The 20761-nt window shown below is 62.0% G+C and carries 21 protein-coding genes and 1 tRNA gene; 14 read left to right on the plus strand and 8 right to left on the minus strand.

Features of this window, described 5'->3' with window-relative positions:
• Nucleotides 1–75: 75 nt before the first annotated feature.
• The 3 genes from ACCD03_RS09880 to lpxO all read right to left on the minus strand — a co-directional run bounded on the left by ACCD03_RS09880 (nt 76) and on the right by lpxO (nt 3274).
• The gene (locus ACCD03_RS09880) at nt 76–1227 is read right to left on the minus strand and encodes an ABC transporter substrate-binding protein (protein ID WP_413411447.1); all 1152 of its coding nucleotides are present in this window, start codon (nt 1225–1227) and stop codon (nt 76–78) included.
• A gap of 212 nt (nt 1228–1439) precedes the next feature.
• Complete coding sequence (locus tag ACCD03_RS09885; RefSeq protein ID WP_024975409.1) at nt 1440–2057, minus strand: YSC84-related protein; 618 nt, start codon at nt 2055–2057, stop codon at nt 1440–1442.
• Nucleotides 2058–2371: 314 nt separating this feature from the next.
• Nucleotides 2372–3274: a lipid A hydroxylase LpxO gene (lpxO, locus tag ACCD03_RS09890; protein WP_045203255.1), complete on the minus strand. Its 903-nt coding sequence runs from the start codon at nt 3272–3274 to the stop codon at nt 2372–2374.
• Between the two features lie 261 nt (nt 3275–3535).
• Here lpxO and ACCD03_RS09895 point away from each other — a divergent pair, with 261 nt between their 5' ends.
• On the plus strand, nt 3536–4096 hold the full coding sequence (locus ACCD03_RS09895) for a hypothetical protein (protein WP_413411448.1): 561 nt from the start codon (nt 3536–3538) through the stop codon (nt 4094–4096).
• A gap of 12 nt (nt 4097–4108) precedes the next feature.
• On the opposite strand, the gene ACCD03_RS09900 is transcribed toward ACCD03_RS09895, so the two are convergent.
• Complete coding sequence (locus ACCD03_RS09900; protein ID WP_024975412.1) at nt 4109–4501, minus strand: hypothetical protein; 393 nt, start codon at nt 4499–4501, stop codon at nt 4109–4111.
• Nucleotides 4502–4605: 104 nt separating this feature from the next.
• Between ACCD03_RS09900 and ACCD03_RS09905 the strand changes: the two genes are divergently transcribed.
• From ACCD03_RS09905 to ACCD03_RS09935, 7 genes are all read left to right on the plus strand, one after another.
• Complete coding sequence (locus ACCD03_RS09905) at nt 4606–5460, plus strand: DUF4743 domain-containing protein (protein ID WP_413411449.1); 855 nt, start codon at nt 4606–4608, stop codon at nt 5458–5460.
• Between the two features lie 8 nt (nt 5461–5468).
• Nucleotides 5469–6335, plus strand: coding sequence for a formyltetrahydrofolate deformylase (gene purU / locus ACCD03_RS09910; protein ID WP_413411450.1), 867 nt, complete (start codon nt 5469–5471; stop codon nt 6333–6335).
• A 25-nt stretch (nt 6336–6360) separates the two neighbouring features.
• Nucleotides 6361–7089, plus strand: coding sequence for a DNA polymerase III subunit epsilon (gene dnaQ / locus ACCD03_RS09915; RefSeq protein WP_045203251.1), 729 nt, complete (start codon nt 6361–6363; stop codon nt 7087–7089).
• Nucleotides 7090–7160: 71 nt separating this feature from the next.
• Nucleotides 7161–7235 (plus strand) — tRNA-Val (locus ACCD03_RS09920).
• Between the two features lie 664 nt (nt 7236–7899).
• On the plus strand, nt 7900–9822 hold the full coding sequence (locus tag ACCD03_RS09925; protein ID WP_253539941.1) for a PrkA family serine protein kinase: 1923 nt from the start codon (nt 7900–7902) through the stop codon (nt 9820–9822).
• A 54-nt stretch (nt 9823–9876) separates the two neighbouring features.
• Nucleotides 9877–11139 carry a YeaH/YhbH family protein gene (locus ACCD03_RS09930; protein ID WP_024975417.1) on the plus strand — a complete coding sequence of 421 codons (1263 nt, stop codon included), beginning with the start codon at nt 9877–9879 and terminating at the stop codon, nt 11137–11139.
• Between the two features lie 117 nt (nt 11140–11256).
• The gene (locus ACCD03_RS09935) at nt 11257–12765 is read left to right on the plus strand and encodes a SpoVR family protein (RefSeq protein ID WP_045203248.1); all 1509 of its coding nucleotides are present in this window, start codon (nt 11257–11259) and stop codon (nt 12763–12765) included.
• 90 nt (nt 12766–12855) lie between these two features.
• Here the strand turns inward: ACCD03_RS09935 and ACCD03_RS09940 are convergent, their stop codons facing one another.
• Nucleotides 12856–13134: a DUF1488 domain-containing protein gene (locus ACCD03_RS09940; RefSeq protein WP_045203247.1), complete on the minus strand. Its 279-nt coding sequence runs from the start codon at nt 13132–13134 to the stop codon at nt 12856–12858.
• A gap of 173 nt (nt 13135–13307) precedes the next feature.
• Nucleotides 13308–13967 carry a response regulator transcription factor gene (locus ACCD03_RS09945; RefSeq protein WP_045203246.1) on the minus strand — a complete coding sequence of 220 codons (660 nt, stop codon included), beginning with the start codon at nt 13965–13967 and terminating at the stop codon, nt 13308–13310.
• Between the two features lie 248 nt (nt 13968–14215).
• Between ACCD03_RS09945 and ACCD03_RS09950 the strand changes: the two genes are divergently transcribed.
• From ACCD03_RS09950 to ACCD03_RS09965, 4 genes are all read left to right on the plus strand, one after another.
• Nucleotides 14216–14884 (plus strand): DUF2589 domain-containing protein, encoded by a 669-nt coding sequence (locus ACCD03_RS09950; RefSeq protein WP_024975421.1) that lies wholly within the window; start codon nt 14216–14218, stop codon nt 14882–14884.
• A 211-nt stretch (nt 14885–15095) separates the two neighbouring features.
• Nucleotides 15096–15767 (plus strand): DUF2589 domain-containing protein, encoded by a 672-nt coding sequence (locus ACCD03_RS09955; RefSeq protein WP_413411451.1) that lies wholly within the window; start codon nt 15096–15098, stop codon nt 15765–15767.
• Nucleotides 15757–16209 (plus strand): lysozyme, encoded by a 453-nt coding sequence (locus tag ACCD03_RS09960; RefSeq protein WP_012762196.1) that lies wholly within the window; start codon nt 15757–15759, stop codon nt 16207–16209. Before ACCD03_RS09955 ends, ACCD03_RS09960 begins: the two co-directional genes overlap by 11 nt.
• 33 nt (nt 16210–16242) lie before the next feature.
• Entirely contained in the window at nt 16243–16752 is a 510-nt protein-coding gene (locus tag ACCD03_RS09965; RefSeq protein WP_325652061.1) for a hypothetical protein, read from the plus strand.
• 17 nt (nt 16753–16769) lie between these two features.
• On the opposite strand, the gene rnhA is transcribed toward ACCD03_RS09965, so the two are convergent.
• Nucleotides 16770–17216 carry a ribonuclease HI gene (rnhA, locus tag ACCD03_RS09970; protein ID WP_325652063.1) on the minus strand — a complete coding sequence of 149 codons (447 nt, stop codon included), beginning with the start codon at nt 17214–17216 and terminating at the stop codon, nt 16770–16772.
• Between the two features lie 40 nt (nt 17217–17256).
• Complete coding sequence (locus ACCD03_RS09975) at nt 17257–18153, minus strand: class I SAM-dependent methyltransferase (RefSeq protein ID WP_325652065.1); 897 nt, start codon at nt 18151–18153, stop codon at nt 17257–17259.
• Between ACCD03_RS09975 and gloB the strand changes: the two genes are divergently transcribed.
• Both gloB and ACCD03_RS09985 read left to right on the plus strand, forming a co-directional pair.
• A complete protein-coding gene (gene gloB, locus ACCD03_RS09980) occupies nt 18152–18991 on the plus strand; it encodes a hydroxyacylglutathione hydrolase (RefSeq protein ID WP_413411453.1) in 840 nt (279 codons plus the stop codon). The genes ACCD03_RS09975 and gloB overlap by 2 nt on opposite strands.
• A gap of 138 nt (nt 18992–19129) precedes the next feature.
• The gene (locus ACCD03_RS09985) at nt 19130–20680 is read left to right on the plus strand and encodes a transglycosylase SLT domain-containing protein (protein ID WP_253539935.1); all 1551 of its coding nucleotides are present in this window, start codon (nt 19130–19132) and stop codon (nt 20678–20680) included.
• The last annotated feature ends 81 nt before the right edge of the window (nt 20681–20761 follow it).

Raw genomic sequence — 20761 nt, forward strand, 5'->3', positions numbered from 1 at the left:
CGTTTTTCGCTGGCAACCGCTATTTCCTGCGGTGCAACAATTGCCGAGGCAGGCTGCACCGCGGCGCATCCGCATCTATTTGACGAAGGTGCCGTTCGGCCCGATCACCGTCAGCTCGACATAGTTCGATCCCTTACGCAGGTTTGGGCCGTAGTGGACTTCCAAGCCGCCCAGGTCGATCGTGCCGGCCGATTCCAGCCCCGAGACAAAGCTGGCCCGCGTGGGCGACTTGCCCGCACGCTTGATCCCCTCGACCAGCACGCGCGCGGCAGCATAGCCTTCCATCATGGCGTACGACGGCGTCACGCCGGCAGACTTCGCGCTGGACTCCAGCTCCCGGCCCAGCAACGAGGTCGAGCGCACAGGTGACGGCATCACCTGTGAGATCACAACGCCGCGCCCCAGCGCCCCGAGCGATTTCGCAAACGCCAAGCCGGCGTTGTTGGACAGCGCTGCAATCTGCGTCACCGTGCCTTGCTTGTTGAGCGCCTCGATCATGGCGCGCGCCGTCGTGCCCGGGCAGGCCAGGATCACCGCTTGCGGCGCGAACTTGCCGACGTCTGCCGTCGCCTTGGCGATGTCCGGTTTCAGGCGGTCGACGGTGAAGATGCTGTGCGCGTCGGCGGGCAGTTTTTTCGTGGCGTTGTTGAAGCCGATCTCGGTGTCTTTGCCGAAGGTGTCGTTCACGTTGACGAGCGCCAAACGGCGCAAGCCCAGCGTGTCGAAGTAATGCACCAGCTCAGCAATCTCCGCCTGGTATTTCGCGCGCACCACAAAAAGCAGTGGATCAGGCTGATCAAAGAACGTTGAAGCACCGGTGGACGGCGCCACCACTGGCGCGCCCACAGGCCGTGCCTCGGTCATGATCGCTTCGGTATTCGGCGTGCCGCGCGGCAGGAAGAGGGCGAAGACCTGTTTATCGACCAGCAGGGCGTGCGCGTGCTTCTTGGAGGCGGCCGCATCAAAGCCGTCGTCTTCCGAGATCAGCTCGATCTTGCGTCCATTCACGCCGCCCGCGCGGTTCACGGCGTCCAAGTAGAGCGTGGCGCCCTGCGTCATTTCCTTGACCTGCTCGCCGGCGGGGCCGGTGAAGCCCGCCGTTTGGCCGATGACGATCTTGGTGTCGGTGATGCCCGGTTCGGCCATGGTTTGGCCAGATGCCAGCATCAACCCCGCCAGCCACGCGCATGCAATGGCGCTGCGCAACGCAGCGTTGCGACCTGTCATGTCTCCCCCTTTTTTCTGGGTGATTGTTTTGTCGTATGCCGATACGGCAGCGTGCACCGCAACATCGGCCGGACGATGCTAGCCGAGAAGCCCCGCGCCGCCCCCTCCGGATTTCCCTAGGGCTGCAACATTGCCGCAACGCTTCATGCGGGTTCCGCGCAAAAAAAAACCGCCGTACGAGACGGCGGTATGGTTGGTCAGCGAAGCGCTGATCAGTTGTTCTGCTTCGTGATCTTCGTACCTTCGATTGACGCGCCGGCCATCAGGCCCGCGTTGGTCAGGTTGAAGCCGATGATCGGTTGCTGTGCGGTGTTGGTATCGACCGCGCCGTTCGCGCCGATCTTTGCCAGTGCCACGGTGGCATCCACGCCGGCCGTCCAGCCTTGGCTAGCCTGGAATTTCTGCAGCGCTTCATCCGTCATGAACAGGATGATGAGCGCACGCGATTGCGCGCCGGCTTGGAAGCCCACCGACGCCGAGGCGATGTTGTAGTAGCCCAGCGGACGCCCGCCGCCGGTGCGCAGCACGCCTTCGCCGTATTGGCCACCCACCACAAAGCCGGCGTTCAGCACCGACGGGAACACGAGTACGCCCTTGGCGCGTCCCACCAGCTCACGCGAGCCGTTGGCCGTGGTGTACAGCCGCGAGAGCACTGAATCGGCCTGTGAGTTGGTCGTGGCGTGTTTGTTGGTGGACGACATCACGTCGGAGCCCTGTGCATTGGGGCTGGTCGTGGTACAGGCCGCGATCTGGGTACCGAGCAGTGCGACAGCAGCAAGCGCGGCGGCGCGGGTGACGATGGTCTGGCGGCTGATGAGGTTCTTTTTCATGGCGATTGATCTCACTGTCTTTGTTGTTGACGAGGGACACAGGCACACGCGCATCCCGGCTCTGACTCGGTCCCATGCGCTGAGCAAGGGTGTCGACCAAGGTGGAGCAAGCGGCGTGCCCGCCATATCGCATAAGCGCCGGAGCGCTCAATTCCTGACATTAGGCGAGATTTGTGCCCCATGTGGCGCTTTTGCTTCACTGCTTTGTAAAAACGCAAGCCGACCGCAATGCAGGTAGCTTTTTCACGCGCAACAAAAAACCGGCGCTTCAGGCCGGTTCTTTGTGTAGAGCAGGAGAGGGGGAGGGTTGGCGGTCAGATCCAGATGATCAACGCTGCCACGCCAATGATCAGGCCGAATTTCACCACGTAGTAGACCTTGCGGTTCCACGCCTTGAAGCGGCGGCGGTACTGGCCCATCACCCACACATAGCGGAACAGCTTGTTGATGCCGCCGGTCTGGTCGCCCTCATCGTTGGGCGAGCTGGCAGCAGTCATGACCTTGCGGCCCAGCCATTTGTTGATGCGCTGCGCCCAGCCGAATTTCATCGGGCGTTCGATATCGCAGAAAAGAATCAGACGATCCTTGTCGGAGGCGTTTTCGGCCCAGTGCAGATAGGTCTCGTCAAAGACGACGCCCTGGCCATCGCGCCAGCTGTGGCGCTCGCCGTCGACTTCGATGAAACAGCGGTCGTCGTTGGGCGTGGCCAGCCCCAGGTGATAGCGCAGCGAGCCGGCAAACGGATCACGATGCGGATTCAGCTTGCCGCCCGGCGGCAGCTCGGCAAACATTGCTGCCTTCACGCTGGGCAGATCGCGCAGCAGCGCGACGGTCTGCGGGCAGAGCTGTTCAGCTGAGGGGTGATGCGCCTCATACCACTTCAGGTAGAAGCGCTTCCAGCCATTCTTGAAGAACGAGTTGAAGCCGGCGTCATCGTTCTTCTCGGCAGCCTTGATTTTGCGCAGGTTGACGAGCGCCAGACCTTCGTCGCGGATCTGCGGCCACGCGGCCTGCAGCTTTTCCAGATCCGGAAAGCGCTCGACAGGCACATACGGCGTCTGCGGCACGCCCGAGAACGCGTACATGAAGCAGTTGACCGGCGCGACCACGGCCGAGTGATCGAACATCTGGCGCCAGAATTTCAGGCGCACCTTGCCACGAAAGTGTACGTACAGAATGGAGCCCAGATAGAGGGCCACGATAATCCACTTGATCAAGGCGATTTCCTTGCCGCACAGGGGCGGTCAGCTATTGATTGCATGCGCTGGCAGCGCAATCCGGCATTTTACCCGTGGCGAGGCCGCGCCGCGTGGGTCGTCGCCAACAGTGCACCGTGGCTTTGTGACGCCACGTTACCGTTTGCGCTGCCTTGGCAATAAAGAACATCTGCGTTGATTTGTCGCGAAATGTGCGTCGCGTTCTACAATTCCGCTTCGCCAGCCCGGCACCATAGCCGAGGGCGATTACCGGAGGGAGCGATGGACGTCCAAAAACGCGACGAAGAATCCGGCGACATGCCGACCACCATTGGCATTGTGCCGGGCAATGCGGAATCGCTGGATGCGTCCATCCGCCGTGCTCAGGAAGCGCTGTCCGCGGTGTCTGCCCGCTTGGCAAGCCGGCCGGCACCGCCGCGTCCAGACCCGACGACAGATCGTTTCGTTGAAACGGGCGACACCATGTCCCCCGCAGAAGCGCGTGCCCTGGCCGAACGTTGCATTGCAGGCGGGGCAACGGAGCCGGCAAGCTTGGCGCGGGCGTTTTCCGCGTTGCTTGGTCAGATCGATGGGTTGGAAGCGGACCATGCTGGCCGGCGCCGCGTGCTGCGGCAGTGGATGGTGAGTCAACTCACCTACAAGATGCTGTATCTGCACCACACCGGTCAGGATTCGACTGTGCCGCCGCGTGCGCTGCGCGATCAGAAAGAGCGGGTGAAGGCACAGGTTTCGGCATTGCTGGATGCCGGGCGCTCCTACGCCGATGTGCGCCTGACCGACCTGCGCTTCGCCGAGGATGGCAGCGCCGCCGGTCAGGGCTAGGCGATCAGGCGATCAATCCTCGTCGTCGTCCGGTTCGGAGTCGAGGAATTCGCGGCGGGTGAGCCAGTCGGCGATGGCTTGGTCGCAGGCGTCCTTCAGTTTGGACTTGTTATCCACCTTGTCGAACAGCGTGAAGTTCATCAACGCCAGGCCCAAGTCCGTGATGTAGAACATCCGCTTGGGGTTGTCGAAGTGGACGATGCGGCCGTCGATGTCACCTTCGTCTTCCGGCTCGGCCGGTGCGTCTTCGAGTTCGACCACGCGGCAGGTGAAGCGCGGTGTGCGGGTGTGCGTCAGATATTCGAATTCATCGTGCGACACTTCGCCGGACGGTGTGACAGCAATGGCGAAGCCCCAGATAAACCGCGGGGTCGGCAGATCCGACAGCTCGTCGATTTCATCCATCCTTGTTTCTCCAGTCTGATGACGGCTTGTATTAACGGCGCATTATCGCGCGACCCGTGCTGCACGGAAAGCACAATGCACGCCCGACATGATGGGGCGCAGAAATGACCGACCCGCGTATACAGCGCATACGAGACGGCCTGGCCGCCCGGCAGGCGTTCGACGCTGATGCGCTCGTTCCTTGGATTGTTGTCGGACAGCGCGTCGGCTGGCTGAGTCGCGAGCGCGCTGCGCTGCTTGAGCGCTGGCCGCAGTGGTTCGACGTATCGGCGCAGCGGGTCGATTTGCGCGAGACGCTCGCCAGCGAGGCCGAGCGCACCGCCGCGCTGGCCGAAGTCATCACGCGCCTGGCAGAAGACGGCCATGTGCGAGGCTGGCGCGACGAGCGTTTCGCCGTCAACACCGGCTGGGGCGCGCCTACGCTGGCGCTGATCGAACGCGCCGCCGCGCGCTTCTTCGGCATCCGAACCTACGCTGCGCACATGAACGGCCTGATCGACGGCGGTGACGGTGCCAAGCCGGTGCTCTGGCTGGCCCGCCGCGCCCCGACCAAGCCAATCGACCCCGGCATGTGGGACAACCTCGTCGCCGGCGGCATCGGCCATGGCTTCGATGCACGCGGCGCGCTGGAGAAGGAGTGCTGGGAAGAGGCGGGCATCGGCGCCGATCTGGCAGCGCAACTGGTGCCGTGCGGCACGCTGGATGTGCTGCGCGAAGTGCCCGAGGGCATCCAGTGCGAAACGCTGTTCGCCTTCGACCTGACGCTGCCGGACAGCTTCATCCCCGCCAATCAGGACGGCGAGGTCGCCGGTCATTTGCGCGCCAGCCCCGACGCGGCGCTTGATATCATGACGGACTTCGCGATGACGGTCGACGCCACGCTCGTTACCCTCGACGCCCTGGCGCGCCTGAGTTTGCCCCGGGCGCCGCAGCGGTTTGCGTCCGACAACAATACATAAAACGCTTCATGAGTCACTCCGGTTTCATTCTTACCCTGTCGTGCCCGGACCAACCGGGCATCGTCCACGCCGTGTCGGGCCTGCTTTTCGAGCAGGGCTGCAACATTCTCGATTCGGACCAGTTTGGCGACGAATTCACGGGCCGTTTCTTCATGCGCGTGCATTTTGTTCCGCAGGGCCAGCCGCTAGACCTCGCCATGCTGCGTGACCACTTTGCACCTATCGGCGACCGTTTCTCCATGCAGTGGGGCATGTTCGACGCCGCAATCAAGCCGCGCGTGATGATCCTGGTGTCTAAGATCGGCCACTGCCTGAACGACCTGCTGTTCCGTGCTCGCGCTGGGCAACTACCGATCGAGATTGCGGCCATCGTCTCGAACCACCGCGATTTCTACCAACTGGCTGCGTCGTACGACGTGCCGTTCATGCATCTGCCGTTGCTGCAGGCGACGGACGCGCAGAAGGCGCAGCAGGAAGCCCGCATCTGGGAGATCGCGCAGGAGCAGCAGATCGACCTGGTCGTGCTCGCGCGTTATATGCAGATTCTTTCCGACGATCTGTGCCGCAAGCTGGAAGGCCGCGCCATCAACATCCACCATTCATTCCTGCCGAGCTTCAAGGGCGCCAAGCCGTATTACCAGGCGCATGAGCGCGGCGTGAAGCTGATCGGCGCAACGGCGCACTACGTGACGGCTGATTTGGACGAAGGCCCGATCATCGAACAGGAAATCGAGCGCGTGGATCACAGCATGGACCCGGAGCAGCTCACCGCCGTCGGCCGCGACGTGGAATGCGTGGCGCTGGCCCGCGCGGTGAAGTGGCATGCGGAACACCGCATCCTGCTCAACGGCCACAAGACCGTCGTCTTCAAGTAATCCAGTCAGAGTAGGGGAGCGCGCGATGCGACAGATCATTCTCGATACCGAAACCACCGGCCTGAATGCCGCCACCGGCGACCGCGTGATCGAAATCGGCTGCGTGGAGATGGTCAACCGCCGCCTGACCGGCCGCAACTTGCATTTCTACATCAACCCCGAGCGTGAGATCGACGCCGGCGCGATGGCCGTGCACGGCATCACCAACGAGTTCGTGGCCGACAAACCGAAGTTCGCCGAGATCGTCAACGAGATTCGCGACTACGTGCAGGGCGCCGAGGCGATCATTCACAACGCGGCGTTTGACTTGGGCTTCCTGGATATGGAATTCCAGCGTCTCGGCCTGCCAGCATTCCGCGAGCACCTGTCGGGTCACATCGACACCCTGCGCGAGGCGCGCCAGATGTTCCCGGGCAAGCGCAACTCCCTGGATGCGCTGTGCGACCGTCTGGGTGTGAGTAATGCGCACCGTACGCTGCACGGCGCATTGCTGGATGCGGAGCTTCTGGCCGAGGTCTACCTGGCCATGACGCGTGGCCAGAACACGCTGGTGATCGACATGCTGGAGTCGGGCGAAGGCGCATCTGCCGAGGCCGTTGCCGTCGACCTCAGTGCGCTGCAATTGCCGGTGCTGCTGGCGACCGAAGCCGAGGCCGAAGCGCACGCCGGCGTGCTCAAGGAGATCGACAAGGCCAGCGGCGGCAAGACTGTCTGGACGCGCGAGGCTGTGGAGTCTGCGGCGCCGGCTGCCTGATCAAAAAAATGTGCGGTCTGGGTATTTACACGGCCGCGCGTTTTCGACATAATCTCGTTTTCACCGCATTCGGGTGGTTAGCTCAGCGGTAGAGCACTGCCTTCACACGGCAGGGGTCACAGGTTCAATCCCTGTACCACCCACCAAACTGGCGAGAAATCGCTTAAAAGGCCCTCAGGCAAACGCCGAGGGCCTTTTTCTTTGTCCGCGCTCTCCGTGCGCGGCTTTTCAGACCGCCTCCTCGTCGCGTCCGGCCAAGTTTCCCTCTGGCGCAAAAAAGAGACACTTTCGGTCGATCTGTTTCAGTCTTTCCCCCTTCGAGCTGCGAGCGCATGCCGGGCGATAAAAGTATTTCGCCCCATGCTTTGCGCAATGCTTTGTTGCGGCTCAGGGAGAAAGCTGCCGCTACAAGCGTCGCGTCGCTGGTGCGCACCATGCGCGATACCACAGTTGGCGAGCCACGAAAACGCAGGGATATCCCCCTCCTGGATTCAGCGTGCGCGCGGGAACTCGCGCAGATCGGTTACGTACCAACCTGCGAGCGCGGGCAGGTGGCATGGGTACGCTTTCTGCTGTGCTGGAGGTAGCCGATCGTCGTGGTGCACGCGTGTTGATGCATCGTGCAAGGTCCGTTTAGCACTTCATGCTGTCGAGCGCTAACGCAATTGCAACGGTTGTGCACCGTTCCAGGCTCTCAACCGTTCTTGTGATCATCGGTGATTCGTCTACAGTGGAATCAGCAACGCACGCAAGAACTAGCCTGGCTCTCGCTTGTTGGTGTGGAGTAGGGAAGAAATCTACGGGGGAGATATGGATATTTTCCGCCACTACGCAACGCGTTTTGAAGCTCGCAAAGAGGACGAGTACAGCATCCAGGAGTATCTGGATATCTGCAAAAAAGACTCGACCGCCTATGCGACTGCCGCTGAGCGCATGCTCACCGCAATCGGTCAGCCCGAACTGGTGGACACTCACCACGATCCTCGGCTGTCACGATTGTTCTTCAACAAAGTCATCAAGATCTATCCGGCCTTCCGGGAGTTCTACGGCATGGAGGACACGATCGAGCAGATCGTTTCCTTCTTCAAGCATGCCGCGCAAGGTCTTGAAGAGCGCAAACAGATCCTTTATCTGCTCGGGCCTCCGGGCGGTGGCAAATCCTCGCTTGCCGAGAAGTTGAAGGCGCTGATGGAACAGATTCCCATCTACGCGCTCAAGGGCTCGCCCATTCACGAGTCCCCGCTCGGGCTGTTCTCCCCAGACGAAGACGGCAAGATTCTGGAGGAGGATTACGGCATCCCGAGGCGCTATCTGAACACGATTGCCTCGCCCTGGGCGGTCAAGCGGCTGCATGAGTTCAACGGCGACATTACGCGTTTCCGCGTGGTGAAGCTGCATCCTTCGGTGCTGTCGCAGATTGCGATTTCCAAGACGGAGCCGGGCGACGAAAACAATCAGGACATTTCGTCTCTGGTGGGCAAGGTCGACATCCGCAAGTTGGAGGACTATCCGCAAGACGATCCCGATGCGTATTCGTATTCGGGCGGGCTGTGCCTGGCCAACCGTGGCTTGCTCGAATTTGTCGAGATGTTCAAGGCGCCGATCAAGGTGTTGCACCCGTTGCTGACGGCCACGCAGGAAGGCAACTACAAGGGCACGGAAGGCTTTGGCGCGATCCCGTTCGATGGCGTCATCCTGGCGCACTCGAACGAGGCGGAGTGGCAAAGCTTCAAGTCCGATCGCAACAACGAGGCCTTCCTCGATCGGATCTACATCGTCAAGGTGCCGTATTGCCTGCGCGTGTCGGACGAGGTGAAGATCTACGACAAGCTGCTGCGCAACAGCTCGTTGGCCGCAGCGCCGTGCGCGCCGAACACGCTGAAGATGATGGCCCAGTTCGCGGTGCTCACGCGCATCAAGGAGCCGGAGAATTCCAACATCTTCTCGAAGATGCGTGTGTACGACGGCGAGAGCCTGAAAGATGTCGACCCGAAAGCCAAGTCGTATCAGGAGTACCGCGACTTTGCCGGCATCGACGAGGGCATGACGGGGTTGTCGACGCGCTTTGCCTTCAAGGTGCTCTCGAAGGTGTTCAACTTCGATGGGACGGAGGTGGCGGCCAACCCGGTGCACTTGCTGTATGTGCTCGAACAGCAGATCGAGCGCGAGCAGTTTCCGCCGGAGACGGAATCCAAGCTGATGTCCTATATCAAGGAATACCTCACGTCGCCGTACGTGGAGTTCATCGGTAAGGAGATTCAAACCTCGTATCTGGAGTCCTATTCGGAGTACGGGCAGAACATCTTCGACCGCTACGTGGTGTTTGCCGACCTGTGGATTCAGGATCAGGAATATCGCGACCCGAACACTGGCGAAATTCTCGATCGCAGCGCGTTGAACGATGAGTTGGAGAAGGTGGAAAAACCGGCGGGCATTTCCAACCCGAAGGACTTCCGCAACGAGATCGTCAATTTCGTGCTGCGGGCGCGGGCCAGGAATGGGGGGAAGAATCCCGTCTGGACCAGCTACGAGAAGCTGCGCGCGGTGATCGAGAAGCGGATGTTCTCGACCACGGAGGATCTGCTGCCCGTGATCTCGTTCAATGCCAAGTCGTCGCACGACGACAAGGAGAAGCACGAGAACTTCGTCAACCGCATGGTGGAGAAGGGCTATACGCAAAAGCAGGTGCGCTTGCTGGTGGAGTGGTACCTGCGCGTCAGGAAGTCATCTTAAGGAGATAAGGAGAGGGCAAAGACACCCAGCGAACTTCCAATCGAGGGCAGTCACATGGGCACGATCATTGATCGGCGGGAGAACGGTGGCGGCAAAAGCACCGTCAACAAGCAACGCTTCATCAAGCGTTACCGAGACCAGATCCGCCGTGCGGTGGCCAAGGCGGTGACGGGTCGCAAGATCATGGACATCGAGCAGAGCGGGCAGGTGTCCATTCCCGTCAAGGACATCTCCGAGCCCATGTTCCACCACGGCTCGGGCGGGCGCCGAGAAGGCGTTCACCCGGGCAACAAAGAGTTCATTCGCGGCGACAGCTTCGACCGCCCGCAGCAGGGCAGCGGCGGCTCCGGTTCGCAAGCCAGCGACTCGGGCGAGGGCGAAGATGATTTCATCTTCACGCTCTCGCGCGAGGACTTCCTGAACTTCTTTTTCGAAGACATGGCGTTGCCCGATCTTGCCAAGCGCAGCCTTGCCAAGATCGCGGAGGTGCGCAAGGTGCGTGCGGGCTTCTCGCTCGATGGCACGCCGTCCAATCTGTCGATTCTGCGGACGATGCGCAGCTCGCTCGGTCGCCGCATTGCATTGTCCAGCCCGTATCAGCGCCGCCTGCATGAGCTGGAAGGCGAGTACAACGAGGAGCTGGAAAACGACGGCCCATACAGCGTGCGTGCGCAAGAGCTGATGAAGGAGATGCGCCATCTGCGCTCTTGCCTGGATCGCGTACCGTTCATTGAAAAGCTCGACCTGCGCTACAACAACCGCGTGCTGCGCAAGCGTCCGCAGGCGCAGGCAGTGATGTTCTGCGTGATGGACGTATCCGGCTCGATGGACGAATCGCGCAAGGACTTGGCCAAGCGCTTCTTCATGCTGCTTTATCTGTTCTTGAAGCGGAACTACGAACGCATCGACGTCGTCTTCATCCGCCACCACACCGTGGCCAAGGAGGTGGATGAGGAGGATTTTTTCCACTCACGCGAGTCGGGCGGCACTGTTGTGTCGAGTGCACTCAAACTGATGGCGGAAGTGATTCAGGAGCGTTATTCGCCAAGCCAATGGAACATCTATTGCGCGCAGGCTTCGGATGGCGATAACTGGGCTGGGGACTCAGAGCTGTGCGCGAAGATCCTGCGCGAGTCGATCCTGCCGCTCACCCAGTATTACGCCTATGTTGAGGTGGTTTCGACGGAGCCGCAGAACCTGTGGGAGGAGTATCTTACGTTGAAGGCTGGGCACGAGAACTTCGCGATGCAGCGCATTCTCAAGGCGGACGAAATCTATCCGGTGCTGCACGAGCTGTTTCAGAAGCGCGCAGCCTGATCGCTGATCGGGCCGCAGGAGCTGCTCCCAGCTGGGCACTGCCGCCGGGCAGAGACAGCGTGTGCCATGGCGAGCACGCCACCTGTGACCCTGTGTGATAGACCAACGGGAACGAGCATGGCCTACCTATCTACGGGCTCGGAATGGACCTTCGAGCTGATCAGGCGCTACGACCAAAGCATCGCCCAGATTGCCGCAGAGTTCGGCCTGGACACCTATCCGAACCAGATCGAGATCATCACCGCCGAGCAGATGCTCGATGCGTATGCGTCGTCGGGCTTGCCGCTGGGCTACAACCATTGGTCATACGGCAAGCACTTCCTTGCTTCGGAGCGCGGCTACCAGCGCGGCCTCATGGGGCTGGCGTACGAGATCGTCATCAACTCGAACCCCTGCATCGCTTATCTGATGGAGGAGAACACGATGCCGATGCAGGCGCTGACCATCGCGCATGCCTGCTACGGCCACAACTCCTTCTTCAAGGGCAATTACCTGTTCCGGACGTGGACGAACGCTGACGCCATCGTCGATTACTTGCTCTTCGCCAAGAACTACGTGGCCGAATGCGAGCAGCGCTACGGCGAGCAGGAGGTGGAACTGCTACTCGACTCCTGCCATGCGTTGCAGAACTACGGGGTCGATCGCTATCGGCGGCCCAAGAAGCTGTCGATCAACGAAGAGCAGGCCCGCCAGGCGGAGCGCGAGAAATACCTTGAAGCGCAGGTGAACGACCTGTGGCGTACGCTGCCCACGCACCGGGCACGCGTGCTGGCGACGGCCGACGACGTACCCGAGCCTGATCCGCAGTTTCCGCCTGAGCCGGAAGAGAACCTGCTGTACTTCATTGAGAAGAACGCGCCCAAGTTGCAGCCGTGGCAACGAGAAATCGTGCGCATCGTGCGCAAGATCGCGCAGTACTTTTATCCGCAGCGCCAGACCAAGGTGATGAACGAAGGCTGGGCCACCTTCTGGCACTACACCATCCTGCACAAGCTGTACGACGAAAAACTCGTCAACGATGCGTTCATGCTCGAGCTGCTTCAGGCGCATACCAATGTGATCTATCAGCCGCCGTTCAATAGCCCGTACTACAGCGGCCTGAACCCGTACACGCTGGGCTTTCTGATGTTCCAGGACATCCGGCGCATTTGCGAATCGCCAGAAGAAGAGGACTACCGCTGGGCGCCCGAGATCGCCGGCAGCGATTGGCAGAAGACACTCGACTTCGCCATGCGCAACTTCAAGGACGAGAGCTTCCTGCTGCAGTTCCTCTCGCCGCGCGTGATCCGCGAATTGAAGCTGTTTTCCGTGCTCGACGATGACCGCGACGCCAAGCTGCGCGTCACCGCCATCCATGACGACGATGGCTATCGCAAGATCCGCGAGTTGTTGGCAGGGCAATACGACTTGTCCAACATCGAGCCCAACATCCAGGTGACCAACGTAGACGTGGGCGGAGATCGCTCATTGACGCTGCGCCATTTGCAGAGCAGCCGCCGCCCGCTTGGGCCGAACTACGAAGAGATGCTGCGGCACGTTGTACGCCTGTGGGGCTTTACATGCCGGCTGGAGGTTGTCTACGAAGACGGGCGACGCGAGATGAAGCACGAGTGCAAGCCTGACTAGCAGGCGCCTGCTTCCACAAGGCCAGCTTTGCGCTGGCCTTCTTTTTGTTCGCTGCAGACGTGGATGTCGGCCATGCTGCTCACTGCGCAGCTACATCCCGAAGCGGAAATGGCCGCTACGCAGCACGATGTTGTGCGAGTCCGTCAGCTTGAACAGCGAGCGCGCCATGTCTTCAATGGTGCCGCGGTGGCTTTCCATGGCTTGCAGCAGGTCCTCCTGCCGCCATGAGCGGGCGCCGAAATGTTCTTCGAGCGCTTCTGCCGTCACCGCATAGCACGCCGGGGTGCCGTCGACGCTGGCGGTGCAGGTGAGCGTGAGGTCCGCAGCGCAATAGCGTGGCGGGCTGGTGTGGAACTCGATGATTTCCATGGGCGGCCTCCATGAAAAGACGGCGATGCACCGTGCGCCGCCTTCCAATCAGTGTATGGCGTGGTCGCGTGAATGCAATGTGGTCAGTTTAGTGTTTTCGCCCAGCGGTGAACCTCCGGGCCCGTGACGTCCGAAAAGGCAGCGGAGGCCACGGGCAGGTGCGCATCGCGGCGCTACATCGCACACATCTGCAGGCGGACGAGGCTCGCCTTGCAGCGCGAGAGCCAGAGCGCGGCCTCGGTCCGGTTGTTGACGCCAATTTGCCGGAACAGCGCGTACAGATGGTTTTTGATGGTGCCTTCAGCTACGTTGAGCACGCGACAAATCTGCTTGTTGGACTTGCCCTCTGCAAGCAGTTGCAGCACTTCATGTTGCCGCGGCGTGAGTCGGCGCCAGAGTTCGGCCGGGCTTTCTCCTGAACTTTGGCGCGGATCGTCTGGAAACAGATTACTGATGGGCGGCAAGTAGACCGCGCCTGAGGTAATGCGCAGCAGGGCTTCGAGCAGAACGTCGGCCGTGGCTTGCCGGTCGACCACGCCGGCCGCGCCGAAGCGTAGCGCGTCGCCCACCACATGCCGACCGACAGCTTGCACCGTCAGCAGCACGGGCACTTCCGGCAACACCGCTTTCAACTCCGACAGGCGCTGCCGTGCGTCGTCGTCCTGTGCGCTCCATTCCATCACGACAGCACTGGGTTCGGCTTGCCGGCAAGCCGGCCCGATTTGCACGGCGTAGTGAGTATCGATAAACACACCCTGCGCGTCGAGTGCATTCAATACATTGGACACACCTGCCGCAAAAAGCGGCAAGCTATCGATTACCAGAATATTCATCGACCCCTCGTACTTCAGTTAATTGTTTTCGGTGAAACCGATTATTTTGTAGAGCGGGATCGATCCGGATGCATTGAAACGGAAGTTCAGTGCCGAAAGTCACGGGCAGCCTATCGTCAGGTACTGGGCCGCTGTTCCGTGGCCTTGGCTGGGACTTTCGAGGCATCGAACCCCGCAGGAAAAACTCTTACTTTGGATTCGGGCACACAAACCTGTGCGTCCAAATAATTCAATGTGAGGAGTTTTAAATGGACAACGGACTTATCGGGTCGGTTATCAATGCGCTGCCGATCGACAAGATGATCTCTGCGCCGCTGCAGGCGATGATCGCAGCGCAAACCTCGGCGGCAAAATCCTATGCGGATTTTCTGCTGCAGGTGTGTATTCAGAACGGCAAAGCCGTCGCGGTGCAATTTGACTACGACGAAACCATCGTCGACGAGAAGGGCGTGTCGCAGGGCACGATCCAGAAGACGATGCGCATTCCGTTGCTGTGCGCGGTCGTGCATCCGGTGATCGCCATCGAGGAAGGCACGATCGATTTCGAGCTGGAGATTTCGCAGTCGGAGAAATCGTCGTCCAGCACCGAGGCAGAAGGGTCGTTCCAGGCCAAGCTCGGCTGGGGCCCGTTCAGCGTCTCGGTCTCGGGCCGCGCCTCGCATAAGTCGGAGCAGACCCGTAGCACCGACACGCGTGCCAAGTACTCCTTCCACACCCAGGTCAAGCGTCAGAACCCGCCGGAAGCGCTGATGCGCGTGATGGAATTTTTGACTGACGCGGCAACCAAGCCGGTGGTCGTCAAGGGCAAGGAGAACGACGTCAAGCCGCTGCCCGCCACGCCGACCGACGGCACGATGATCGGCGAAAAGGCGCCCGCTGGCGGCAACGCGCCGGCCCCGGCGCCGGCCAATCCCTAAGCCGCCACGGTGATGGACGCCGGCCGGCCTCCCCACGGCCGGTGTCCTGATCGGTGCGCGCTTGGCGCGCGCCGCCTATTGATCTGATCGATCCGACCGACCCGACACCATGTTCAATCTCTTCAGCCGCCGCGGGCGTGATGATGACCGTGCGTCGTCAGCGCCCGCCACACCGCCAGCGCCGCCCACCAGCGCGCCCCCAGCATCACCTGTGTCAGCGCAGCCCGCTGGGCCTTCCGATGCAGCGCCGTTTCCAGAGACTGCATCCGATGCGCCTGCGCCGCCGCCAGGTTCGTCGCCGCCGGGCGGTGGCACCGGTGGTGGCAGCAACAGCCACGGTCATCCGGGCTTGAATGGCTTGACGCTCGACGACATCACGCGCGGCATGCAGCACGCCGCCGCGTCTGCCAACCAGATGCTTGCGCAGCAATACACCGCGCTGCTCGACCAGTTTTTCGATGCCGACGAGAGCGGCACGCTGGTCGCCCGCGAGGTGGAGCTCGCGCTCGACAGTCAGCACCGGCTGGCGCTGCCGCTGGTCTCGCTGGCGATGCCGCGCGGCATCGCGCTCGATGAAATGACGGTGAACATGACCGTGCGCAGCGACATCGCCGAGGCCCTGCCTTTACACGGTGCAGCCGCGGGCGGCGTTGGCCGGTTCTACGTCTCGCTTGCACCGCATTCCAAACGGGATACGGGCCGCGACAGCGAGCACATCGACATCGAGATGAAGTTCACGGCGCTGCAGCCGCCAGAAGCCGTGATGCGGCTGATTGACGAATACACGAATCGGCTGGTGCCAAGGCCCGTGCAGTCGAATGCCGGCGGCTCCGATGGCCGCGATAACACCAGCACGCCCCAGGAGAAGAGCGATGAGCACTGAGCACAACCCGCGCACCACCGGCGAGCGAGGCCTCGCGCTGATCAAGGAGTCGGAAGGACTGCGTCTGTCGACGTATCTGGATGCGGTTGGCAAGCCGACGATCGGTTATGGCCACCTGATTCGGCCCGGCGAGACCTTCAACGGTCCGATCTCGCAGCAGCAGGCCGAGGCGCTGCTGCGCAAAGACCTCGCCGACACCGAGCAAGGCATTGCCAAGGCCGTGCGCGTGTCGATCACGCAGGGTCAGTTCGACGCGCTGGCGTCGTTCGTCTTCAACCTGGGAGCGGGGCGGCTGCGCTCGTCAACGCTGCTGCGCAAGCTCAACGCCGGCGACTACGCCGGCGCGGCCAACCAGTTCCTGCTGTGGGACAAGGCAGGCGGCAAGCCGCTCAAGGGGCTGACGAAGCGTCGTCAGGCCGAACGCAAGTTGTTCCTGTCCTGATTCAAACCACGTTATTTCACCGGAGAAGCTCGCATGCATACCGAACCGATGTCCGTGATTCCAACCACCCGTCCGCGCCGCCTGTATCGCGTGCTGACCTGGCTTGCCGCCGCAGCCGTGGCGATCGGCGTGTCCTACGCCCGCGCGGCCGACAATGTCGCGCCAAGCTGCACGGCGGAGGCGCAGCGCATCCGCAGCGAACTCGGAAACCAGGATCTGCCGATGTTCAACGATCAAGCCGGGCACTACCTGGCGGACACGCTGAATCAGCTTTACGCCTATGGCACGTTGCCCAACCGCTACGTGCCAGAGCGCCAGGCCAACTGGGAGCCGGGCGCAAATCGCCCCGTCATGATGCAGAAGCGCAGCATCGGTGGTGATTTATGGGCGCAGACAGGCCTGTTGCAGGCCGATATCGACGATGGTCTTTCCAAGCGCGGCCCGCTGCGGCTGGTTTATGCGCAGGACGGCAAGCCGCAATACGTCACGACCACCGCCGCAAATGCGCCGCAGATCCCCACGCAGCGTTGCGCGGGCAAGTGAGCGTGCACCCGGCCGCGTCAGGCTTTCGCCTGGCGCGCCATCTCGACGCCCTTGTTGGCCAGCGCATCGGCGCGCTCGTTGCCGGGGTGGCCGGCATGGCCCTTGACCCAATGCCAGCTCACGTCATGGCCGGTGACGAGTTCGTCGAGCGTGCGCCAGAGGTCGTCGTTCTTGACCGGCTTCTTGTCGGCCGTCTTCCAGCCGCGCGCTTTCCAGCCAGCCAACCATTCGCTGATGCCTTTCTGCACGTATTGCGAATCGGTGTACACCTGCACCCGACACGGCCGCTTGAGCGCACGGAACGCCTCGATCACGGCCATCAGCTCCATGCGGTTGTTGGTGGTCAGCGCTTCGCCGCCAAAGAGTTCTTTTTCGTGGCTGCCCGAGACGAGCACGGTGCCCCAGCCGCCAAGGCCGGGGTTGCCTTTGCATGCGCCATCGGAATAGACGGTGACTTCCTGCATTGAGAAAACGATGGGTGATCAGTGAGTGGAACGGGCGCGATCAGGCGCCCGATTTGCCGTCACGCGCTGTGGCCGACGGCGCCTTGGTCGAATGCGAGCCCGAAGGCGTCGCGACCGGCGTACCGGCCGGCACCAGCGACGGCGACTTACGCGTCTTCCATGCCGGACCGACCAGGCGCATGGTGCGCACGCGCTTGACAGCCTGCAGCATGTAAACCGCGCCGAAGATCGGCCACCAGCGGTCGCCGGCCTTTTCCATGAAGGCGGTGCGCTGCAGCCATTTGTCGGAGCGATTAGGCGGGCAGTAGCAGCCGAAACGGCCGCGCACGATATCAAATCCGAGCAGCTTGAGCCAGTCTTTCAGGCGCGTGAACGCAATCATCTGGCTTTGCGCAGGCAGAAACGATTCCGTGCCCAGGCGGCGCATGCCCTGGCGCATGCCCCACAGGCTCAGTGGGTTGAAGCCGGTGATGACCAGACGCCCCTCGGGCATCAGCACGCGCGCCACTTCGCGCAGCACTTCATGCGGGTCATCCGTGAACTCCAGCACGTGGGGCAGCGCGACGAGGTCGATGCTCTGCGAAGCGAAGGGCAGTTCGTCATAGCGGCAGATGACGCGCGGTGTGGCCTGGCGCTGGGGCGTGCTGGTGTCGGGCTCTCCGTCGGCCGCATCGGCGGGATCGCCGTCCATCGGGTCGAGCGTTTCAGTGGGGGCCGTCGGGTCGATGTCGTCCACCACACGCGCGATCAGCGGGATGCGGTTCTCGCGCAGCGCCCCAAAACCAGGGTGGCCGAGCTGCAGCGCGTGATAGCCGAACATGTCGGCCACCGTGCGATCGAACTGGGCCTGTTCCCAGCGCAGGACGTATTGCCCAGGCGGCGAAGCGAGCCAGTGGTGCCAATCTATAATGCGACGATCGTTAGAGGAGTCGGACATGGTCCAGGGTGGTGTGCCGCGTGGTGTAGCGCTTGAGGTCGAGGCGATCGCTGCGTTTGCCGACAATTATATTTGGGCACTACACGATGGTCGGGTGGCGGCGGTCGTCGATCCGGGCGACGCGCAACCGGTGCTGCGCTTCCTGAAGGAACGCGGGCTCGCGCTCGGTGCCATTGTAATCACACATCATCATGGCGATCACGTCGGCGGCGTGCGCGAACTGCTCGCGGCGTATCCGGAGAATCCCGAGGGTGTGCCGCTGCCGGTCATCGGACCGGCGGGTGAATCGATTCCAGGCCGCACTCAGGCCGTGCGTGAAGGCGATGTCGTCACGCTTGTGCAGCCGGCCGCTAAATTCCGGGTGATCGATGTGCCCGGCCACACCAGTGGTCACGTCGCCTATGTGGGGCACCTTCAGGGTAATGCCGCATCGGCGAGCCTGTTTTGTGGCGATACACTCTTTGCCACCGGTTGCGGCCGGCTTTTCGAGGGTACGCCTGCGCAGATGCGCGCGTCGCTGGCCAAGCTGGCGGCGCTGGCCCCCGATACGCGTGTTTACTGCGCGCATGAATACACTGCATCGAATGTGCGCTTTGCGCGTGCAGTCGAACCTGGCAACGCCGACTTGGCAGGCTGGGAGGATGAGGTAACGGCGTTGCGGGCCGAGGGCCGCTCGACTGTACCCACTACCGTTGGCCATGAGCGCGCGACCAATCCCTTCATGCGATCGGATGACGCCAATGTGACGCATGCCGTGGCACGCCATGCCGGTATCGACGCGGATGATCCGGTGGCGGTATTCGCCGCGTTGCGTCAGTGGAAGAACGATTTCCGTTGAGAATGCTGGGCGCGCGGCGATGCCGCGGCCACATGTGATGCATCCAGCAGGTGCGACGCCCGGTGAACGCGGGTTGACGCGGTCGGATGCGTTTCTTACTATCTGGGGCAATTTTTAGCCCTAACCTCACAGAACTTGATGCGATCCGTGCGACTTCTTGCGGCAACTGTGCTCAGTCTGCTCCTTGCGGCCTGTGCAACGGCCCCCGGGCCGAACGCCGACACAGCCAGCACCAGCGCCTCCACCGGCACCGGCCAAGCCCCTGCGCCGGTCGTCAATGTCGATCAGCAGCCCGTGGGGTCCCTGAAAGGGCCGGCCAAGGATCTCTGGGCGCGCATTCGCCAGGGTTTCTCCATGCCCGATCTCCAAAGCTCGGCTGTGGACGATCGTACCGACTGGTATGCGCAGCGCCCCGATGCCTTCCGCCGTATGGTGGATCGCTCCAACCGCTACCTGTATCACATCGTCGAAGAGCTGGAGCGGCGCAACATGCCCACGGAGTTGGCCCTGCTGCCGTTCGTGGAAAGCGCGTTCAACCCCCAGGCTGTATCGAGCGCCAAGGCCGCCGGGATGTGGCAGTTCATCCCGAGCACCGGCAAGACCTACAACCTCAAGCAGAACGTCTTCCAGGATGAGCGCCGCGATGTGCTTGCCTCGACCGATGCCGCGCTTGACTATCTATCCAAGCTGCACGACCAGTTTGGCGACTGGCAACTCGCGCTGGCTGCCTACAACTGGGGCGAAGGTGCGGTTGCGCGGGCGATTGCGCGCAACCAGGCAGCGGGCCTGTCGACCGATTACGTCAACCTGAACATGCCCGCCGAGACGCGCATGTACGTGCCCAAGCTCCAGGCAGTGAAGAACATCATCGCCAACCCGGAGCGCTACGGTGTCACGCTGCCCGAGATCCCGAACCATCCGTACTTCGTCACCGTCACAACGTCACGCGATATCGATGTGACGCTGGCCGCCAAGCTGGCCAATCTGCCGATGGATGAGTTCAAGGCGCTCAACCCATCGTTCAACCGGCCGGTGATCCTGGGCGCGTCTAACCCGCAGATCCTGCTGCCGTACGACAACGCCGAAACGTTCCAGTACAACCTGAATACTTATCACGGCGGTCTTTCGAGCTGGACGGCCGTGACGGTCGGTAACCGCGAGCGTGTGGAAGCGTTGGCGGCGCGGCTGAAGGTTGATCCCGACACCATTCGCGAGATCAACCGCATTCCGAAGGGCATGCGTTTGAAGGCCGGCTCCACCGTGGTCGTGCCGCGTGCCGACGGCGCCCAGGAAAACGCACCCGACATCAGCCCCGAATTGGCTGAGAACGCCACCATGGCGGTCGAACCCGACATGCCAGATCTCAGAAAGGTGGTGGTTCGCGCTGGCAAGCGCGACACGATTGCGGGTTTGTCGCGCCGCTACGGCGTGTCCGTCGCCCAGATTCGGGCGTGGAATCAACTCCCCGGCGACGCCATCCCCAAGGGTCACAGCGTCGTGCTGATGCTGCCGCAAGCGCGCGGTGGCAGTCGCGGTGGGCATGTGCGCGTGATGCGCGTGTCGGCCACGACGGCGCGCGCCACAGCGGCAACCACGCGCGTGCCAACTGCAAAGGTGGCCGGCAAGCCGGTGGTCAAGGCTAAACCGGTGGCTACCTCATCGAGTTCGGCCAAGCGCAAGAAGCGCTGAGTCTGGCAAGAGAAACGGCGTCCTGCGGGGCGCCGTTTTGTTTTTGGGCGGCGGTAAGACCTGCGTAAGTTGGCGACCGCA

It is taken from the genome of Ralstonia sp. Ralssp135 (genome assembly GCF_047304345.1).
Taxonomy (GTDB): Bacteria; Pseudomonadota; Gammaproteobacteria; order Burkholderiales; family Burkholderiaceae; genus Ralstonia; species Ralstonia chuxiongensis.